Below are 18,572 nucleotides of genomic sequence, written 5' to 3'. Positions count from 1 at the left end.
GGACTATCCACGTCCGTAAATAAAACTGTCAGCCATCCTCTTATTGCAGCGTTCGGTTTAAGCAGGTTGGGCTTTGCGCTCGGTTTACCAAGCAAATAGAATCGGCAATGAGAAAACGATGGTCGCCACATTAGAGATATTTCTTTTGCTTGGAGGAATGCTAATGAATGCTGTAGGAATCGATGTTTCCAAAGGGAAAAGTATGGTTGCTGTTATGCGGCCACTTGGAGAACTCGTGGTAAAACCGTTTGAAGTTCACCACACGGCCAATGAGCTTAAAGATCTGTCAGATCTTCTGCGTGGTCTGGACGGCGAAGTTCGGATTATCATGGAGTTCACAGGCCGTTATTATCAGCCCATAGCCCGGTATCTCGTCGAGGCCGGCTTCTTTGTGGGTGTTGTCCACGCGAAACTCATACATGATTTTGGAAACAACTCAATTCGTAAAGTCAAAACTGATAGAGCCGATGCAATCAAAATTGCCAATTATGGTCTTTCCAACTGGATCTCCCTTAAGCGGTACACACCAGAGGACGAAACCCGATTGCTATTGAAAACCTGTAATCGCCAGTATAATCAGTACATGAAACTAAAAGTGTCTTTGAAAAACAACCTGATTGCAATCCTTGATCAGACTTTCTCGGGTTTGAACGAGATGTTTACCAGTCCTGTGAGAGCAGATGGGCACGAAAAATGGGTTGACTTCGCAGAAAAATTCTGGCACTGTGAGATCGTTTCTTCTATGAGCAGAGCAAAATTTACCACCCAGTACAGCAAATGGTGCCAAAAGCATGGATATAATCGCAGTGATAGCAAGGCGTCTGCACTCTATGAGCTTGCCTTGAATCAGGTTGCTACGCTGCCGCCTACGACACAAACGAAGGCTTTAATCGTTCAGGCCATCTCCCAACTGAACTTTGTCTCTGTCTCACTGGCCGAGCTGCGCAGACAGATGCAGCAGTTGGCTGCATCTTTGCCGGAGTACCCTGTTGTTCTTGCCATGAGTGGTGTTGGAGAGACTTTGGGGCCTCAGCTCATAGCGGAAATTGGAGATGTACGCCGCTTTTCCCACAAGGGTGCCCTCGTGGCTTTCGCTGGAGTAGATGCACCCCTGTTTCAATCCGGTGTCTTTGAGTCCGCCAGTCGAAGCATATCTAAGCGTGGTTCACCGGCTTTGCGAAAAGCACTCTTTCAAGTCATGAAAAGCATTCTAAAAAATTCTCCGTCTGATGATGCTGTCTACCAGTTTCTTGACCGAAAACGTGCTGAAGGGAAACATTATTACGTTTACATGGTTGCTGGCTGCAATAAGTTCTTGCGCATCTATTACGCTCGTGTGAAAGAATATCTGATCACCCTTGAAAACATATCTTAATCTGAAGGCATCTTTGCTTTATTTGGTCAGCGCAAAAATCTCGGGTGCGGTGGCTTAATTTCTCATACCATTTTTTCATTCTTAAAAAACTATTTCTTTCCCCCTTGACTTTCCTTTGCAGGTTTTATTTGCAGGCTTTGCTCAAAAAAATCGAAACCGCTTTCGTAGAAACGGGAAAGCGGTGACTGTGCATTTAGCATAGCACAGGATACAGAAAAAGACAACCGCGAAACGTATTGACGGGGCGCGGCAGAAGATGGTATGATAGAGCCACAACGGAAAGGGGAGAGCAGAGATGGCGGAAATCATTGCATTCGGCGCGTCGCCCGACCTCGACGTGATGGACCGGCAGGCGCTCACGGCGTATCTTGCGGAGATACGCCGCCGCATCGCCGCGCTCGACGAGCGCGAGCCGGAGAACATGAGCTCCGAAGCCTACGACGAGTGGAGCGAGGAGCACGAGCAGCTTGAGGACCTCGCGGACGATATTCTCGACCGGATAGAAGAATAAAGCGAAAACGGAGAGCAGGGAAAAATCCCCCGGCTCTCCGGTTTTTCTGTGCAAGCTTATTTCGCGCCCCGCGCGACGATGCGCGTTCTGTGTTCACGGACAGATTTCGCCTCGTGGGTATGCACCAGACGGCCCTCCGACCAGACGGCTGTGATATTTGCGGCGTTCATGGTGTAGAGGGCGCGCTCAAGCCGCTCGGGCAGGCTGAGCGCCCACGGGGTCTCGGTGAAGCTGCGGTCATCCACCACGACAGCGTGCAGGCGGTCGCCGGGGGTGAAGCCGCTGCCTGCGCCGAAATAGCGGTGGCCGGAGGTCGTGCCGAGGTAGTACGCCTCGGGCACGGTCAGAAACGCCGGGTGCGCCGGGTCGGTGAAGCTGCGAACCTTGGACGCCTGAATGCTCATCGTGACCATGCGGCTGCCGGCGAGGGACGAGCCTGCGGCAATATCCGTGCCGAGGGTGACGTGAATGCCTTCGTTCAGCATTTCGCGCACAGGCGCGATGCCGCTGCACAGGTTGATGTTGGAGTCCGGGCAGTGTGCCACAACGACGCCTGCCTCGCGGATGGCGGTTCGCTCGCGCTCGTCCGAGTGGATGCAGTGCGCCATGACCGTGTGGCTTTTCCACAGGCCGAACTTGTCGTAGCTCTCCCAATACTGCGCGCAGTCAGGGTGGAGCGAGCGCACCCATGCGATTTCGTCGAGGTTTTCCGACAGGTGCGACTGGACGCAGAGGTTCTGCTCGGCGGCAATTTTGCCGAGCGCGGTCATCAACTCGTCTGTGCAGGCTGGGGTAAAGCGCGGCGTGATGATCGGGCGGACAAAGCGGAAGCGGCGGCAGCCCTCAAGCCAGCGGCGCGTTTCGCGGATGGACTCCTCGGTGGTCTCCTCAAGGTTTTCACCGCCGTTGCGGTCCATGTTGACCTTGCCGACAAAGCCGGTCACACCGGCGTTTTCGAGCTCCTCCATCAGAACGAGCGTCGCGTCCGTGTGGAGCGAGGAAAACATGCACACGCGCGTTGTGCCGTTTGCGATGAGGTCGTGCGCCAGACGGCGGTAGATGCGGCGGGCGTAGTCGAGGTCTGCGAACTTCGCCTCGACCGGGAACGTGTAGGTTTTGAGCCAGTCGAGCAGCGGCAGGTCCATGCCCATGCCGACGTTCGGAAACTGGGGCGCGTGCAGGTGCATATCGGCAAACGACTGCATGATGAGCTGACCTGAGCAGTCGTAGACGCGGCCGTCAAAGTCCTGCGGCGCCGCGTGCAGCACCTCGCGGATTGTGCCGTCGTCCTCCAGCAGAAGTGCGCCGTTTTCGATCGTTTCGAGCTTTTCAAGCGTGGGCGCGTGAATAATGTTGCCTTTGAGCAGTTTCATTGTGATCGACCTTTCTGTACGATGTTCTGTAAAAATGGACATGAAAAAAGTGCCCGAAAGATGGACCTGTTCCATCATCGGACACTCATAGTAAGATCTTTCGGCGATCTCGTAGAAACTCCCGCGCCATATCAAGCGAGATTATATGAGCTCTTTTTCCGAGCGGTATTATAGCAGAGGAAAGCCGCCGCTGTCAAGAGAAGAATTCTGTAAGACATGGTCAAATGCTATCCTTGGGGTTGAGCCGATGAGAAAAGTGAATGAAAAAGGCTGCGGAAATGTATTGCATCAGGGCAAATACACTATATATTAAGGCAATACAGGTTGTCGGAAAAACGAAGTTTTTCGACGGTCTCGGCTGGATGTTTGTCAATACAATGTGGGAAATTGTTCGGAGATACCAGTTGAGAAAGACAGCGAAAATATAAAAACCGCGCGTTTGAACAGCACCCCATTTGCTAGACAGTATGATATACTATCTAACAAATGGGGTGCTGTTCAGACGGCTGTGTCTTTTCTTTACTCTAATCGAGTGTTACAGACAATGAAAAAAGAAACGTCATTCTTCATTTTCCATCCTCAATTCTCAATTCAGAATCTTTTCCATCTCCGAGATCATTTCATCAAACAGCTTTGTTGCGTCCTCGATCGGCTTCGGGCTTGCCATATCCACGCCCGCGCCGCGCAGCAGCGTGATTGGGTCGGCGGAGCAGCCACCGGACAGGAAGCCGAGGTAATCCTTCACCGCCGGTTCACCCTCCCGCAGAATGCGGCGCGACAGTGCGATGGCAGCGGCGTAGCCGGTCGCGTACTGGTAAACGTAGTAATCGTAGTAGAAGTGCGGGATGCGCGCCCATTCGAGCGAAATCTCCTCGTCTACGTTCATTTCCGGTCCGAAATACTGCTCGTTCAGCTTTTTGTACATCGCGCAGAGCGCTTCGGCGGTCGTGCCCTCGCCACGCTGGGTCATCTCGTTGGCGGCCAGTTCGAACTCAGCGAACATGGTCTGACGGTACAGCGTGCCGCGGAATTGCTCGAGGAAGTGGTTGATGAGGTACGCGCGCTCCTTTTTATCGGTCGTGACGGACAGCAGGTACTCCATCAGCAGAGCCTCGTTGCAGGTGGATGCAACCTCGGCAACAAAGATAACGTAATCCTGATACGCGGTCGGCTGGGTCTTGTTGGACAGGTACGAGTGGATGGAGTGGCCCATCTCATGCACGAGCGTGAACACGTCGTCGAGCGTGCCCTTGAAGTTGAGCAGTACATACGGGTGCACGCGCGCGCCTGCCGAGTACGCGCCCGAGCGCTTGCCCTCGTTCTCGTACACGTCGATCCAGCCGTTGGCAAAGCCTTCGCGGAGCAGGTTCAGGTAGTCCTCACCGAGCGGCGCGAGCGCCTTGAGCGCGATCTCCTTGGCCTCCTCGAACGTGAATTTCATTTCCACGCCGTCCACGACCGGCACATACAGGTCGTACATGTGCAGCTCGTCCACGCCGAGCAGCTTCTTTCTCAGCGCAACATAGCGGTACATGGGCGCAAACGAGCGGTGCACCGCGTCAATCAGGTTGCGGTAAATCTCGGTCGGCACTTCATTGCCGTCAAGGGCGGCATCCAGCGTCGAGGGGTACTTGCGGACATTCGCGAAGAACAGCAGCTGCTTGAGCTGCGCGGACAGCGTTGCCGCCGAGGTGTTGCGGAACTGGCCGTAAACCGAGTACAGCGAATCGAACGCGGACTTGCGGAGCACGCGGTCGTAGGACTGCATGAGCGGGATGAACGTGCCGTGCGTGACGGGGTGTTTATTGCCGTCCTTGTCCACCGCGTCCGGGAATTTGAGGTCGGCGTCGTTGAGCATGGAGTAAATGTCATCCGGGCTGGCGGCCATTTCGCCTGCAGCGGCGAGGATTGCCTCCTCCTTGTCGGACAGCACATGCTCTCGGCGGCGGCGAATGCGGTCGATATTCAGGCGGTACAGCTCCAGCTCGGGTGCTTCGGCGTACAGACGGTTCATGTCCTCATCGCTGATGGCGAGCAGCTCAGGGGTCTCAAACGCGGCGGCAGACTGAATTTCGACCGCGAAGCGCGTCACCTGGCTGACCATCTCCTGATACGCGGCGACGCGGGTGTCCTCATCGCTGCGACGCTGCGCGTAGTGTACGAGCGCGTCAAATGCAAGGCTGATTTCATCATCCAGACGGAAAAAAGACAGCAGAGCAGCGCCGCTTTCGGCCAGTCTGCCGCGGAATGCGGTGATGCGCGGAATGAACTCCTTGGCCTTCGCTAACGCGGCACGCCAGTCATCGTCGGTCGCAAACAGATCCTGAATTGCCCATTTGTCCTTTTCGGGCACATCTGCGCGGGCGGGAATTTTATTGGTTTCCATGGAAATACTTCCTTTCCGGTAGAGTTTTCTCCTCTTATTATGATACTCCAACCGCGGGATTCATGCAAGCGATTTACCGCGATAAAATCAAACATCCCGCTTTCCTTGCAAAAAGCGGGATGTTTGTTATTCTTCCTCCGGCAGCGAACTGCCATAGGTTTCGAGTGCGCGCTTGATATCATTCCACGCAAAACCGCGACGCTGGAGTGCCGCAACGGCTTTTTCGACCTCTTTTCGGTCGGAAACGTCACCGCGCAGGCGTTTTGCGAGCAGAGCCAGCATTTGCGCCTCATCCGGGGAAAAGGTCTGCATAGCCGCTTCTGCGGTGTCGCGGTCTATGCCGCGGCGGGTCAGCTCCTGCCGGATGCGTGCCGCGCCGTAGCCCTTGCGCGTGTAGCTGCGCACAACGCTTTCCGCGAACAGCATATCGTTCAGCAGACTGCGTTCGGTCAGCCACGCAAGCGCGTAATCGGCGGCTTCCTCATCGTGCCCCTTGGCAAGCAGCTTGTCGCGCAGCATTTTCGCACTCAGCGCCCGGTAAGACAGCTGTTTTGCCGCCATATCGAGGGCTGCACGGTATTTATCCTCGCTCATTATTCTTCGTCGAGGTCGTCAAAATCGTCCGCGTCGATGGAGACCGCCTTGGAGGACGACGGACGCGGTGCCTTATCCGCAGGCTTTTCGGCCTTCTCGGTCGGCACAGCAGCGGAAGGACGTGCCGCATGGCTCTGCGCCAGCTTGCTGCGCTCCTCGGCAACCTTTTCCATGATCTGCTTCTGTACGTCATCCGCGATGTCCGGATGATCCTTGAAATACTGCTTGGCAGCGTCGCGGCCCTGACCCAGACGGGTATCGCCCATGGAGAACCATGCGCCGGATTTGTTGAGGATGCCGAATTCCACGCCGAGATCGACCAGCTCGCTCGTGCGGGAAATGCCTTCGCCGTACATAATATCGAACTCAGCCTGCTTGAACGGGGGAGCGACCTTGTTTTTTACAACCTTTACGCGGGTGTGGCTGCCGATCAGCTCGGTGCCGTTTTTCAGATGCTCCACGCGGCGAACCTCCATGCGGACAGACGCATAGAACTTGAGCGCACGGCCGCCGGTGGTGACCTCCGGATTGCCGTAAATGACGCCGACCTTCTCACGCAGCTGGTTGATAAAGATGGCTACGCACTGGCTCTTGGCGATCGAGCCGGCCAGCTTGCGCATCGCCTGACTCATCATGCGGGCATGCAGACCGACAAAGGAATCGCCCATTTCGCCTTCGATTTCGGCGCGCGGTGTCAGCGCGGCAACCGAGTCGATAACCACGATGTCGATCGCGCCCGAGCGCACGAGCGCCTCCGCAATGTCCAGACCCTGCTCACCGGTGTCCGGCTGGGAGACCAGCAGGCTGTCAATGTCAACGCCGAGTGCCTTGGCGTAAACCGGGTCGAGCGCGTGCTCGGCGTCGATAAACGCAGCCGTGCCGCCCAGCTTCTGCGCCTCTGCAACGCTGTGCAGCGCAACCGTGGTCTTACCGGAGGATTCCGGTCCGTAGATCTCAATGATTCGGCCGCGCGGCAGACCGCCGATGCCGAGTGCGAGATCCAGACCGATCGAGCCGGTCGGGATGTGTTCGATATTCATGCCGGTGTTTTCGCCCAGACGCATAACCGAGCCTTTGCCGAACTGCTTTTCGATCTGACCGAGCGCAGCGGCAAGTGCTTTCTTCTTATCAGCCGCAGGAGCGACCGGTTCCAACTGCTTTTTGGTAGCCATGATAGCATTTCCTCCTGAAAAAGTTACAAATATGCAAGCCGCAGAGCGGCGGTGTATTCGGATTCGATACACCCATTATAACAGGGTGCCGATTTGAATGCAATGATTTTATCGAAAATTTGTTCGATAAAATTTGATATAAAAAATCCTGCCTTTTCAGGCAGGATTTTCAACGGGTCTTATTTACCCTGTGCGTCGATATACGCCTTCGCATGCTGCTTGAGCTTGTCGAAGGTTTCCTCGCTCAGCACATGCTCGATACGGCACGCATCCTCAGCGGCGGTCTCAGCGTCCACGCCGAGAGCGGTGAGGAACGCGGTGAGCACGGTGTGGCGCTCGTAAATGCTGGTGGCGATCTGCATGCCGGATTCGGTCAGTCCCAGCAGACCGTTCTGGTCGATGGAAACGTAACCGTTATCGCGCAGCAGGCCAACGGCACGGCTGATGCTCGGCTTGGAAAAGCCGGTGTAGTGCGCAACGTCGATCGAGCGCACCTGTCCATTTTTCTGCGTCAGAACCAGGATGGCTTCCAGGTAGTTTTCCGCGCTTTCCTGAATTTTCAATGCACGGACCTCCTTTTTCTAAGATACTCTTTTCTGTAGGGCAGCACATGGGTTGGTCCTGCCGCGAAATTCTGTAATAGTATATCTATTTTATCATGACTTGCGTGTTTTTGCAATCTGCGTTGAACAAATTTCAAGCGGAAACAGCGGCTTGTGTTACGGCTGATCGGGCGGGAGCGGATTTTTCGGTGTATTCTGCGGCTCGGGCTGCGGTGCGGGAGCCGGCTGCTCGAACGGCTGCGGCTCGGGCATTTTGCGGTCAATGCTGCGCAGGGTGCGGTGCATGCTGAACAGCATTATAATAAATTCATAGCCGAGCCGTGCAGCAATATTTCCGACGATAAACAGCAGAATCGCCCAGAAAAAGTGGAAAAACAGCAGAATAACGCTGTAAACAGCCAGCGCAGCGACCGTCATGCAGTACAGGATTTTCAGCAGACCCTCGGTGTATGCGTGCCGGAAATTGAGAAAATCATGCAGCTTAGCTGCCGCGCCGTGGTAGTGATTCGGCTTGCGGACAAACAGCGTGTACAGCGCGATGCCGCCCGCAAGAATCAGTAAAAGTGCCAGAATCGGCAAAATCATTGAGAAAAGCGGTGTGTATGTATAGGTGTAAGCGTAATTCATGGTATGCACCTCTCCTTTGTGAATGGGTTGATACATTTTTAGTGTACCATATTCTGCGGGGTTGATAAAGGGAAAGTTGAATAATTGAGAATGGGAAATGCAGGCGAGGGGAAAATAGGTGTATTTATCAGGTAAGAATGGCGTTCTCTCAAACATCGGCAATCGTGTAATCGCAGGGACCGGTCAGTGACCGCCCGCATACCGTTAAATATTACGTTCATTTTCCATTCGCTATCCTCTCCCAGCGGATACATAGGTTGCTCAACAGGGGGCAAATCCGCCTCTCCGTCCTCCGCAAAGAGGTAAACATAGGCATTTTTGCCGTCCCAGACCACCTTTTTGACGATGGTGCGCAGCAGGCGGCGTTTTTCCTCCAGCGTAGCAGAATCCACCGCGCTGGCAAAGGATTCGATCATTTCCTGATGGAAGGCGAACTCCTGATGCAGCATCCGGCTCTGCTCGGTGAGGGCTTCCAAATCGGAAAGTCTTGCCTGCTGAGTCTCGCTCTCCCGATGCAGTTCGTCGATCTGCTCCATGACGTACTTTGCAGAGGTGTCGCTGGCAACGGACAGGGACTCCACCAGCCGTTTGAGGCGTTCTTCCGTCTCGGCGTGTTTCTCCCGGAGCAGCGCAAGCTCTGCATCGTAGCCCTCCTTGCTGCCGCTGATAACCTTCTTGGTCTGCGCCAGCAGCCGGGTAAGGGTCTCCTTGTCGGCGGACAGCTTGCGGATCTCCTCGATGATCTTGGCGTCCAGCGTGTTGCCGTTGCAGTTTTTCATAGAGCAGACCGTGCCGTGGCTACGCTCCTTGGTGGAGCACATGTAGGTGTAGATCAGCTCGTCGTCCGCATTCTTGCGGTTGGTCAGCTTCGGGCGCATATAGTCGCCGCATTCGCCGCAGCGCAGAAGCCCGGACAGCAGCGCCACGTTGCTGCGCGTTCGGCAAACAGGTCAACATTGTTTTCTTTCAGATACTGATACGCCGTCTCATCGGCGATCATGTAGACCGGATTGGTCAGAATACCCCGGATAGCAAAGCGGGTGAACTGCTTGCCGCGCTTCGTGACACAGCGATGCTCCAACAGATACTGGTCGGTCTTGCTGAGAGAGCCGGTTTCCATGAACACCTCGAAGATCGTCTTGACCAGCTGGATTTCCTCCGGAATGGGTTTGAGCTTGCAGGCCTTCTTCACCTTGCCGTCCACCGTCACGCTGGACAGGCTCTCCGAGGCGTAGCCCGTGGGCGTTGTGCCGCCCAGCCAGCGTCCTGTCTTGGACAGCTCGTGCATGTTGTCCCGGATGCGCTCGGCGATGGTCTCCCGCTCCAGCTGAGAGAACACCGACGCAATATACATCATCGCCCGGCCCATGGGGGAGGACGTGTCGAACTGCTCGCGGATGGAGATGAAGTCAATGTGCCGGTCGCCCAGGTCCTCGATGAGCTTTGCGAAGTCACCGATGTTGCGGCTGATCCGGTCGAAGCGGTAAACAACAATGGCCGCAAACGCGATCTTCTGCGAGTCCTTCATCATTTTCTTGAACTGCGGGCGCTCCAGATTGCCGCCGGAAAAGCCCTCATCCTCGTAGACCAGCACGTTTTCCGACGCATCCTCGCCAAAGTGCATGGCGATGTACTGGCGGCACAGCTCGATCTGGTTCTCGATGCTCTCGCCCTTGCCGGTGAATTTGGACTTGCGGGAGTAGATGACATATTGCTTCGGCGTATCTTTCGGTTTCATGGCGGCACCTCGCGTTATTCGTTAGGTTGGTAGATATATATATATATCGAATTGGAATCCATTTGAAAAGCTACCCAAGGGAAGAATCTGAAAATTTCTGCGGATAGACAGAGGTTTTCGCGCGCTGATTGTGCCAGTTTGGAGGGCATCACTCATGTGAATCGAGAAAATGATTGATGTAATGAGCAATGCGTGCTATTTAGAACATTATTGTTTTCGTCATCGACTGCATTCGTACAGTCGCGCCGCACGATTTTTGCGCTTCATTACTTGTCATACGTCAAGTTTGTTTTGCGTCACAGCTTGTCATATGACAAGCTGCATCATAAAAACCGCCGCCCCGAACGAAAAATCGGGACGGCGGTTTTGTTATGCAAGGCTTCGCAGATATTCTTCCACGTTCTGATACTGAATATCGTCTATCTCTTGGCTTTCCCCGCGATAGAGGACAAACTTCCCGGTGATCGGGCCGTAGCGGTGCTCGGTCTGGGCGCATTTTTGCTTGTCGATCAGATGGCGATACTGCTGCGGGACAGCTTCTTCGCTGTGCTTGATCTCGAAAATCCGGCAGGAGCCCGCCTCTGGGTCAAACACCACCATGTCAAATTCGCCCACAGGGAATTGCAGGACAAATACCTGCTTCTTGGGGTTTGCCAGCTTGGTTTCCAGCAGGACGATGTCCTCCAGCATCCGCCCTTTGATCTCGGTCAGGATGCGCTGCTGCACAGCGGTGCGCTCTGCCAGAGACAGCGCGCTGAACGTCTCATCCAGCAGCAGACTGCGGATCAGCGCATCCGCCTGCGCATAGCGGAGACCCGGCTGCGCGATCACCGTGCGGCTGGATTTCGTGCTGACATCCGGCAGGTGCAGCACATCGATCTCCCGCGTTAAGTCCAACAAGTCCAGATACTCCTTGATCTCCGCCGCGTGAACATCGTCCAGCGCCACGGTCTGCTCTGCCCTGTTGCGGATCTCCAGCAGCTTCCGCAGACTGTCGGTGACAAGCGCAAGGTCGATGCGGTCGAGGATGTCCGTCGGGTTCTTCCGATCCCGGCGCAGGTTGCTGGCGGAAATGCCGAGGTCGTGGGACTTCCAATCCTGCGCCAGCACCTCCAGCGTGAAGCGGTGGTTGATGTCCTCCACCACCCGGTTGATGGCGCTGGTCAGCTCATTCTTGTCGTACAAATCCCGCAAATGACGGAAATGCCCCTCATACTGATAGCAGCGCAGAGAGTGTTGGATGTTGCGGGCAATGGCGGTGTCCACGTATTCGTCGGTACTTTCCTTGCTGGCAAACGTGGAGGTCTCGTTGTAGTGAACACCGCCGAGACTCATGGTGCCGCCGTAGCGGATATACTCGTCGATGCCGTGGATGCCGAGGACGGATTCAAACTCTCGGTAAGGGATGAATGTGGTGTGCAGCAGGATGCAGCGGTCGTAAAGCTGCTCGTCCTCTGTAAAGAGGAAGCCCAGCGAGTCCGTGCCGGAGAGCACGATCTTCATGCCGCAGGCTGCAAACACGTCAGAAAACAGCGCCGCGCCCTCGATGAAATCCTCCATCAGCGTCACTTCATCGAGAAACACATAGCGGAAGCCTTGTGCTTCCAGTGCCTTGAGGTCACGGTTCACGTCTGCCAGCGAGTCTTTTGCGGTAATCTGAATGAACGCTGACTTGGCAAGCTCCGTGTCGCTCATCTCCGCAAAAATCTGCCGGATCATGGTGGTTTTACCCGTCCGGCGCAGGCCGTAGAGAATGAACACCTTGTCCTGCGGCTCGCCGCAGACAAAGTCGTGCAGTTGCCGGAAGCACTCGCGCCTGCGATAGCCGCGAACAGATGCCGCAAAGGAACGCAGCGTCTCGCCGGTGCGGACATTGGTAGTAAACGCAGCAGGGTTCGTAGATTTCGCCTTGGGCAGCTGCTTTTTCAGCGCTTTCAGCTCCTGTTCTAGCGCCTTCCGCCGCTCGATCTGAGCACGGAAATTCTCCAATTCGTCAGCAGGAATATACTTCTCCCGCCGCTTCTTGTTCTCTGTCCAACGGTGGTAAAAGTACTCCTTACCATTGACGGTTTTCTTCGTGACAGAGCCAGCGGGCAAAGCAGAAATCTGCTGTTCCAACTCCGCCACGCGGGTTTGCATCTCAGATAAGTCCATAGCGCACCTCCTGTGAGATACTATTCTATGTAGAATTATACCCCATTATACCCTTGAAATCAAGGGTATAATGGGGCGCGACTTAATTGACACCCCCAAGAGGTTTTGTAAGCTCAATCAAAAGACCAGTTCTCAATATTAAAGATCGTTCAGCGGATGCCATTTTTATTCCGATGTCATTTCATCAGGTGAAAATCAAGCTCAATTCTTAGTTCGGAATTTTCTGAGAATACAAAGCAACCTCTGTTATAATCAAACTTCGGATTTAATTTATGTATCAGCCGATGATGGTTGGGGCAAAGAATGATTATATTTGAAGAATCGTTATTTTGGAATCCGAAAAATAAGCAATATGATGCGCTTCGGAAATATCTGCATTAAATTCACGAAAAGCGTTCTCCCCACACAACTGGCAGCAGCCACCATAAAGCCGCTTTATAGTCATCCAGCAAATTCTCAAGCGGTACCTCAAACAGCTCCGCCAGCTTCTCCATATGCTCCTTCGGATAAAAGTCCCGCCCTGCCTCTTCGTAATGGATGTAGGTACTGCGGTTAATACCCGCATAGTCCGCCGCGTCACGCTGGCGAAGTCCTTTTTGATAACGATACCACCGCAGCTTGTCCGCAATTTCCGTGATCTCGGATGCGTCCGAAAACCGCAGATTGAACTTCTCGGCATCCAAAAACTTATGTGGAAGGACGACCGGAAACTTGAGAATTTGAAGCGGCGCAACTTTTAACGTACCTGCAACATTCGCAGCCAATACATAGCTGCGGACTTTCAGGCGGCAGAACATAGACCATTTTGCCCCAAAAGGTTCATGGTTTTCCACCTCAACCGCCGATTGTTCCGCTACGATAGTATAGCATTCTCCATTCTCAATTTTTCATTTCAAACCGCCTACGACCATTGCAAATTCCATCAAAATGTTGTACTCTTGATGTACCACCGAACAGGAGAGATACCATGAAAATTTTGCACACTACACCCGCGCAGGACGGGTTTTATATGCCTGCGGAGTTTGCACCGCATGAGGGCTGCCTGATGATCTGGCCGGAACGCGCCGACAGCTGGCAGTACGGCGCCTATGCGGCCCGGAAAGCCTTTCTGCGTGTGATCGAGACGATTTCCGAAAGCGAAAGCATGACCGTGCTCTGCTCGGAAGGGCAGTATGACAACGCGCGTGCGCAGCTGCCCGACCGCGTTCGTCTGGTCGTGATGGAGACTGACGATGCGTGGGCGCGTGACGTTGGCCCGACCTTTGTTATCAACGGCAGGGGAGAGCGCCGCGGCATCGACTGGGGTTTCAACGCGTGGGGCGGCGATGTGGACGGCCTGTATCCCTCGTGGGAGAAGGACAACCGCGTGGCGCGCAAGTTCTGCGACCTGGTCAGCAACGACGTATATGACAAACGCGATTTCATTTGCGAGGGCGGCTCCATCCACTCGGACGGCGAGGGCACCGCACTCGTCACCGAAGCCTGCCTGCTGAGCGCGGGACGCAATCCCGATCTCACAAAGACTCAAATTGAGCAGGTTTTGTGCGATTATCTGGGCGTTTCCAAGGTGATCTGGCTGCCGCGCGGTATTTACAACGACGAGACCAACGAGCACGTTGACAACGTATGCGCTTTCACGGCTCCGGGGGAGGTTGTGCTCGCGTGGACGGACGACGAGACCGACCCGCAGTATGCGCTCTCCAAGGCCAGTCTGGATGCACTGGAAGCTGCGACCGATGCCAAGGGCCGCAGAATCAGGGTGCACAAGCTGCCGCTGCCCAAGCCGGTGACCATCACCGCAGAGGAGTGCGACGGCCTTGACCTGTGCGACGGCGAGCCGACCCGTACCCCGGGAGAGCGTCTGGCGGCAAGCTACGTCAACTTCTACATTGCGAACGAGGCTGTTGTCATGCCCGCCTTCGGCGACCCGATGGATGAAAAGGCGCAGGCTATCCTGCAGGAGCTTTTCCCGACCCGTAAGGTGGTTGCGATTCCGGCCCGCGATATCCTCATCGGCGGCGGCAATATTCACTGTGTGACCCAGCAAATCCCGAAAGTGTAAAAAAGAAGGACGAACCAATGCTAACGCCCAATAAAGAAGTAATTTGAAAATCGTTTATTTCACACATTTATCGGACTAAGCAAAGGCAAACTCAAAGATAAATACCGAGAAAAACTGTAACCGGTTTTTCTCGGTATTTTTTATAATCGGCACATTGGTTATCATTCTCATTTTCTTTTACAATGTAAATGAAAGGAGGCACACAAGATATGTCTGGATTTATAGAACAGTTTTATTACGGCAATATCGAGCCGCAAGCAAGAGGCATTAGCACAAATAAAACAATGGCAAAAGAACTTGGAGTATTAAACGATGCCGAGGAGTATTTAACATCTAAGCTTTCCGGCGAAGAAAAGAAAAAGTTTCTTAATTTTGTTAATGCAACAAGTGTTGTAAATGGTGAGACTGCACTAGATAGTTTTATTGTAGGCTTTCGGTTAGGCGCTGCATTTACACTTGATACTTTCGTCAGTAATGATACTCCATTTACTAATTTATTAAAGGAGGATATTTGAATTATGGAAAAATCATTATTTGAACAAATGGGTGGTACATACACTCAGGTAGGAGATTATCTACTGCCAAATCTCATCTTACCTGAACAACAAGGTCAGCCGATCGGAGTATGGGGACAGCGACACGCAAGATATTTGAAACAACACCGCAAAATTATTTATATGAACCTTTTGACAAGTGGCAAACTAAACGACTATCTTGTTGATATTGAAAATCAGGCTCAAAATATGTTTCTTCAAATTGTAAAGCAACTTGCAAAAAGTGAAGGCATAACAGAAGAACTTAAGGCAAAAGATCAGACGGAATGGGTTGCACAAATGAACACTGTTTGCTACAGAGCAAGAGAAATTGTAAATTCTAAGTTGATTTATTAAAAATAGTCCGCTCCATTGAGCGGACTATTTTTAATAAATTTCATTTTCACACATTTTTTCAGCTTGCTCTATTATCAAATCCACCGCAGTTGCCTGTTTATCGGGTGGATATTTATATTTTCTGAGCAACCTTTTTACAGTAATTCTCATCTGTGCCCTAACACTTTCTCGCACATCCCAATCAACTTTAATATTATTTTTAATGTTGATTGTTAGTTCTTTAGCAATTTGTTTTAGGACATCATTTTCATAGAAATCTCTGGCAGATTCATTGGACGAAATTGCATCATAAAATGCCAGTTCATCGTCTGATAATCCCAGCTTTTCTCCTCTTTTATGAAGCTCATTCATATCTTTTGCCATATCAACCAGAGCCTTTATAACCTCTACCGTCTCTAAAGAACGTTTTTCGTATTGAATTACTGAGGCTTCAAGCATTTCAGAAAATTTCTTTGCTTGTACAACATTCTTTTTAGCTATCGCCTTAATCTTACCATCAAGCAAACGTCGTAAAAGTTCCAGAGCTAAATTTTTTTGTGGAAGTCCTTTTACTTCTTCAAGAAATTCATCAGATAAAATTGAAATATCCGGTTTATTCAATCCAACTGAAGCAAATATGTCAACGACTTCTTCAGAAATAACTGATTTGGAAACCAATTGACCAATTTCATATTCTATTTGATCTTTCGTTTTCTTCTGTTTGTCCTTTGGTAGTATTTTTATAATACCTGATTTAATGGCTTTAAAATAACTAATCTCTACATTGATTGCTTGAGCTTGTTCAGAGGTCGAGCATAATGCGTATGCCTTGCCGATTTCTACAACCAAATTAAGAAATTCTTTTTTCTCATCTTCCGGTTTACCTAAAACAAAATCAACACCAGAAACAATACACGCCATTCGTTCACTTGCAGAGCCGCTTATATAAGAAGAGTAATCCAATCCATGCAATATTCCTTGAATTTGCTCATACTTCTCAAGCATGAGATCGATTGCTACTTGTGGATCAATACCCGTTGTCTTTCGGTCAGACGGTGTATATTGTGCTAATGCACTTCTTAAATTATCTGCAATACCAATATAATCTACAATCAAACCGCCGGGCTTGTCTTTAAACACACGATTAACTCGTGCTATGGCTTGCATAAGGTTATGACCGCTCATTGGTTTATCTACATACATTGTGTGAAGGCAAGGTACATCAAACCCCGTCAACCACATATCGCAAACAATAACAATTTTTAATTCATCTTCAACATCTTTTATTCTCTTTGCAAGTAGCTTTTTCTGAGATGCAGTAGTTGAATGCGGCTGAAATTCAGGCGGATCAGATGCTGCAGAAGTCATAATAACCTTAATTGTACCTTTATCAATGTCGTCACTATGCCATTCAGGGCGGTATTCTATAATCTTTGAGTAAAGTTTTACTGCAATCTTTCTGGACATAGCCACAAACATAACTTTACCATTAATCGCTTGTTGTCTAAGGTCGTAATGAGCAATGAAATCCTTCACTACTACATCAATACGACTATCTGTTCCAACAATGGCTTCTAACCTTGCCCATTTACGCTTTTGACTTTCGGCGTAAGTTTCTTCCTGTCCCTCAACAATGCTGTCATACTCATAATCAATCTTTGGCTTTAATTCCTGCGGAAGATCTAACTTTGCAATTCTGCTTTCATAATAAATCGGAACAGTAGTTTTATCTTTAACCGCTTGAGTCAAATCGTAAATATCAATATAGTCACCAAACAGGGCAGGGGTGTTCTTATCGCTCAACTCAACAGGAGTTCCAGTAAATCCGATAAAAGAAGCATTCGGCAATGCGTCTCGCATATGTTTCGCAAAACCAAAAGAAACTTTTCCATCTTTTTCTTTTGCTTCTAACCCGTACTGACTGCGATGTGCTTCATCTGCTATAACAACCACATTTCGTCTGGTAGTCAGTGCTTCCATCGATTGGTCACTCTCATCTGGCGAAAACTTTTGGATCGTCGTAAATACAATGCCGCCAGCTTGAACGCTCAATAGTTCTCGTAATTTTTTTCTTGTGTCTGCCTGTTTGGGCGTTTGACGCAAATAATCGGCACTTTTTGAAAAAGTAGTAAACAGCTGATCATCCAAGTCATTTCTGTCAGTAATAACAACAATGGTCGGGTTATTCAGTTCTAAAACCAATTGACGAGTATACATGAGCATAGAATAACTTTTTCCGCTACCCTGTGTATGCCAAATTACACCCGCTTTTCTGCTTCCATTTTCAGAAGCTGCCAAGTGAGTGGTATACAATGCTTTATTTACAGCAAAAAATTGATGATAACCGGGCAAAATTTTGAAAGACTTATCTTCCTCGTGAACAAAGAAGCTATACTTTGAAACAATGTCTAAAAATCTCTTTTTATTCATCATTCCATACAGCATAACTTGCAATTGTGGAAAAGAAAGTCCCGATTCTTTTTCTCCGTCAATTGTTCTCCAAAACATAAAGCGATCCAGATCAGAAGTAATTGTACCAACTTTTGCATTGATACCATCACTTGTGATCATAAAGGCATTGTAATAAAACAAAGAAGGAATATCTCTTTTATAAGTCTGAAGCTGATTAAACCCATCAACAATATCTACTTCTTCGTTTGTCGCATTTTTCAGTTCTATTACAACAACAGGGATACCATTTAAGAACGCAACAATATCAGGTCTGCGTTCTTTTCCGTTTTCAATTACAGTGTATTGATTGATTGCCAAGAACTCATTATTTTCAATATCTTTGGCATCAAAAATATAAGCTTTTTCGGTTTTTATGCTTCCGTCATTCTGCTTAACCTCTACATCAATACCATCGGTTAATAATTTTTGAAACGCAACATTATTTCGGACAATTGACAAGCTCTGCTGACGAGTAATCTTTTTAACCAGTTCTGAAATCGTATCATTGGAATATTGTTTGTTAATACGTTTTAATGCACTATGTAACCTGTCGTATAGAACAACATCTCCAAAACTTTCTCTTTCTGAAAAACTTCCTCCCGGTGAAATATCCGGTCCATATTGAATTTGATAACCTAAATCATGAAACCACTCCAATACGGCTTGTTCAAGATCATTTTCTATAAATTTGGACATT

General features: G+C 50.7%; 16 protein-coding genes and 1 riboswitch. Of the genes, 5 read left to right on the top strand and 11 right to left on the bottom strand.

Going from position 1 to position 18,572, the window contains the following annotated elements; genetic code table 11:
* Nucleotides 1-163: 163 nt before the first annotated feature.
* Together C7386_RS09090 and C7386_RS09085 are read left to right on the top strand one after the other, a co-directional pair.
* Nucleotides 164-1,375 carry an IS110 family RNA-guided transposase gene (locus tag C7386_RS09090; protein WP_116705344.1) on the top strand — a complete coding sequence of 404 codons (1,212 nt, stop codon included), beginning with the start codon at nt 164-166 and terminating at the stop codon, nt 1,373-1,375.
* Between the two features lie 295 nt (nt 1,376-1,670).
* Nucleotides 1,671-1,886 carry a hypothetical protein gene (locus C7386_RS09085; protein WP_116705343.1) on the top strand — a complete coding sequence of 72 codons (216 nt, stop codon included), beginning with the start codon at nt 1,671-1,673 and terminating at the stop codon, nt 1,884-1,886.
* Nucleotides 1,887-1,942: 56 nt separating this feature from the next.
* On the opposite strand, the gene C7386_RS09080 is transcribed toward C7386_RS09085, so the two are convergent.
* From C7386_RS09080 to C7386_RS09040, 10 genes are all read right to left on the bottom strand, one after another.
* Nucleotides 1,943-3,259: an amidohydrolase family protein gene (locus tag C7386_RS09080; protein WP_243022084.1), complete on the bottom strand. Its 1,317-nt coding sequence runs from the start codon at nt 3,257-3,259 to the stop codon at nt 1,943-1,945.
* 68 nt (nt 3,260-3,327) lie between these two features.
* A riboswitch (purine riboswitch) is annotated at nt 3,328-3,428 on the bottom strand.
* Nucleotides 3,429-3,845: 417 nt separating this feature from the next.
* Nucleotides 3,846-5,645 carry an oligoendopeptidase F gene (pepF, locus tag C7386_RS09075; protein WP_116705342.1) on the bottom strand — a complete coding sequence of 600 codons (1,800 nt, stop codon included), beginning with the start codon at nt 5,643-5,645 and terminating at the stop codon, nt 3,846-3,848.
* A 126-nt stretch (nt 5,646-5,771) separates the two neighbouring features.
* Nucleotides 5,772-6,239 (bottom strand): regulatory protein RecX, encoded by a 468-nt coding sequence (locus tag C7386_RS09070; protein WP_116705341.1) that lies wholly within the window; start codon nt 6,237-6,239, stop codon nt 5,772-5,774.
* The gene (gene recA / locus C7386_RS09065; RefSeq protein ID WP_110435667.1) at nt 6,239-7,411 is read right to left on the bottom strand and encodes a recombinase RecA; all 1,173 of its coding nucleotides are present in this window, start codon (nt 7,409-7,411) and stop codon (nt 6,239-6,241) included. The genes C7386_RS09070 and recA overlap by 1 nt, the downstream gene beginning before the upstream one ends.
* A 179-nt stretch (nt 7,412-7,590) precedes the next feature.
* A complete protein-coding gene (locus C7386_RS09060) occupies nt 7,591-7,974 on the bottom strand; it encodes a metal-dependent transcriptional regulator (protein WP_110435666.1) in 384 nt (127 codons plus the stop codon).
* A 156-nt stretch (nt 7,975-8,130) separates the two neighbouring features.
* A complete protein-coding gene (locus C7386_RS09055) occupies nt 8,131-8,601 on the bottom strand; it encodes a DUF4282 domain-containing protein (RefSeq protein WP_116705340.1) in 471 nt (156 codons plus the stop codon).
* 38 nt (nt 8,602-8,639) lie between these two features.
* A complete protein-coding gene (locus tag C7386_RS13785) occupies nt 8,640-9,527 on the bottom strand; it encodes a recombinase zinc beta ribbon domain-containing protein (protein ID WP_318261274.1) in 888 nt (295 codons plus the stop codon).
* Nucleotides 9,464-10,339 carry a recombinase family protein gene (locus C7386_RS13780; RefSeq protein WP_318261273.1) on the bottom strand — a complete coding sequence of 292 codons (876 nt, stop codon included), beginning with the start codon at nt 10,337-10,339 and terminating at the stop codon, nt 9,464-9,466. Before C7386_RS13780 ends, C7386_RS13785 begins: the two co-directional genes overlap by 64 nt.
* Nucleotides 10,340-10,708: 369 nt before the next feature.
* On the bottom strand, nt 10,709-12,493 hold the full coding sequence (locus tag C7386_RS09045) for a DUF6788 family protein (protein ID WP_116705339.1): 1,785 nt from the start codon (nt 12,491-12,493) through the stop codon (nt 10,709-10,711).
* A gap of 383 nt (nt 12,494-12,876) precedes the next feature.
* Nucleotides 12,877-13,326 carry a helix-turn-helix transcriptional regulator gene (locus C7386_RS09040; protein ID WP_133241593.1) on the bottom strand — a complete coding sequence of 150 codons (450 nt, stop codon included), beginning with the start codon at nt 13,324-13,326 and terminating at the stop codon, nt 12,877-12,879.
* Nucleotides 13,327-13,460: 134 nt separating this feature from the next.
* On the opposite strand from C7386_RS09040, the gene aguA reads away from it, so the two are divergent.
* The 3 genes from aguA to C7386_RS09025 all read left to right on the top strand — a co-directional run bounded on the left by aguA (nt 13,461) and on the right by C7386_RS09025 (nt 15,445).
* Nucleotides 13,461-14,555 (top strand): agmatine deiminase, encoded by a 1,095-nt coding sequence (gene aguA / locus C7386_RS09035; protein ID WP_116705337.1) that lies wholly within the window; start codon nt 13,461-13,463, stop codon nt 14,553-14,555.
* Between the two features lie 209 nt (nt 14,556-14,764).
* Nucleotides 14,765-15,070 (top strand): DUF6809 family protein, encoded by a 306-nt coding sequence (locus C7386_RS09030; RefSeq protein ID WP_116705336.1) that lies wholly within the window; start codon nt 14,765-14,767, stop codon nt 15,068-15,070.
* Nucleotides 15,071-15,073: 3 nt separating this feature from the next.
* Complete coding sequence (locus C7386_RS09025) at nt 15,074-15,445, top strand: TnpV protein (RefSeq protein ID WP_116705335.1); 372 nt, start codon at nt 15,074-15,076, stop codon at nt 15,443-15,445.
* A 30-nt stretch (nt 15,446-15,475) separates the two neighbouring features.
* Here C7386_RS09025 and C7386_RS09020 read toward each other — a convergent pair whose 3' ends face one another.
* On the bottom strand, nt 15,476-18,571 hold the full coding sequence (locus tag C7386_RS09020; protein ID WP_116705334.1) for a type I restriction endonuclease subunit R: 3,096 nt from the start codon (nt 18,569-18,571) through the stop codon (nt 15,476-15,478).
* Nucleotide 18,572 lies beyond the last annotated feature (1 nt).

The sequence above is a fragment of the Agathobaculum butyriciproducens genome (assembly GCA_003096535.1).
GTDB classification, from domain to species: domain Bacteria; phylum Bacillota; class Clostridia; order Oscillospirales; family Butyricicoccaceae; genus Agathobaculum; species Agathobaculum butyriciproducens.
Note: the sequence above shows the minus strand (reverse complement) of the source record. Positions and strands in the feature narration are given on the sequence as shown.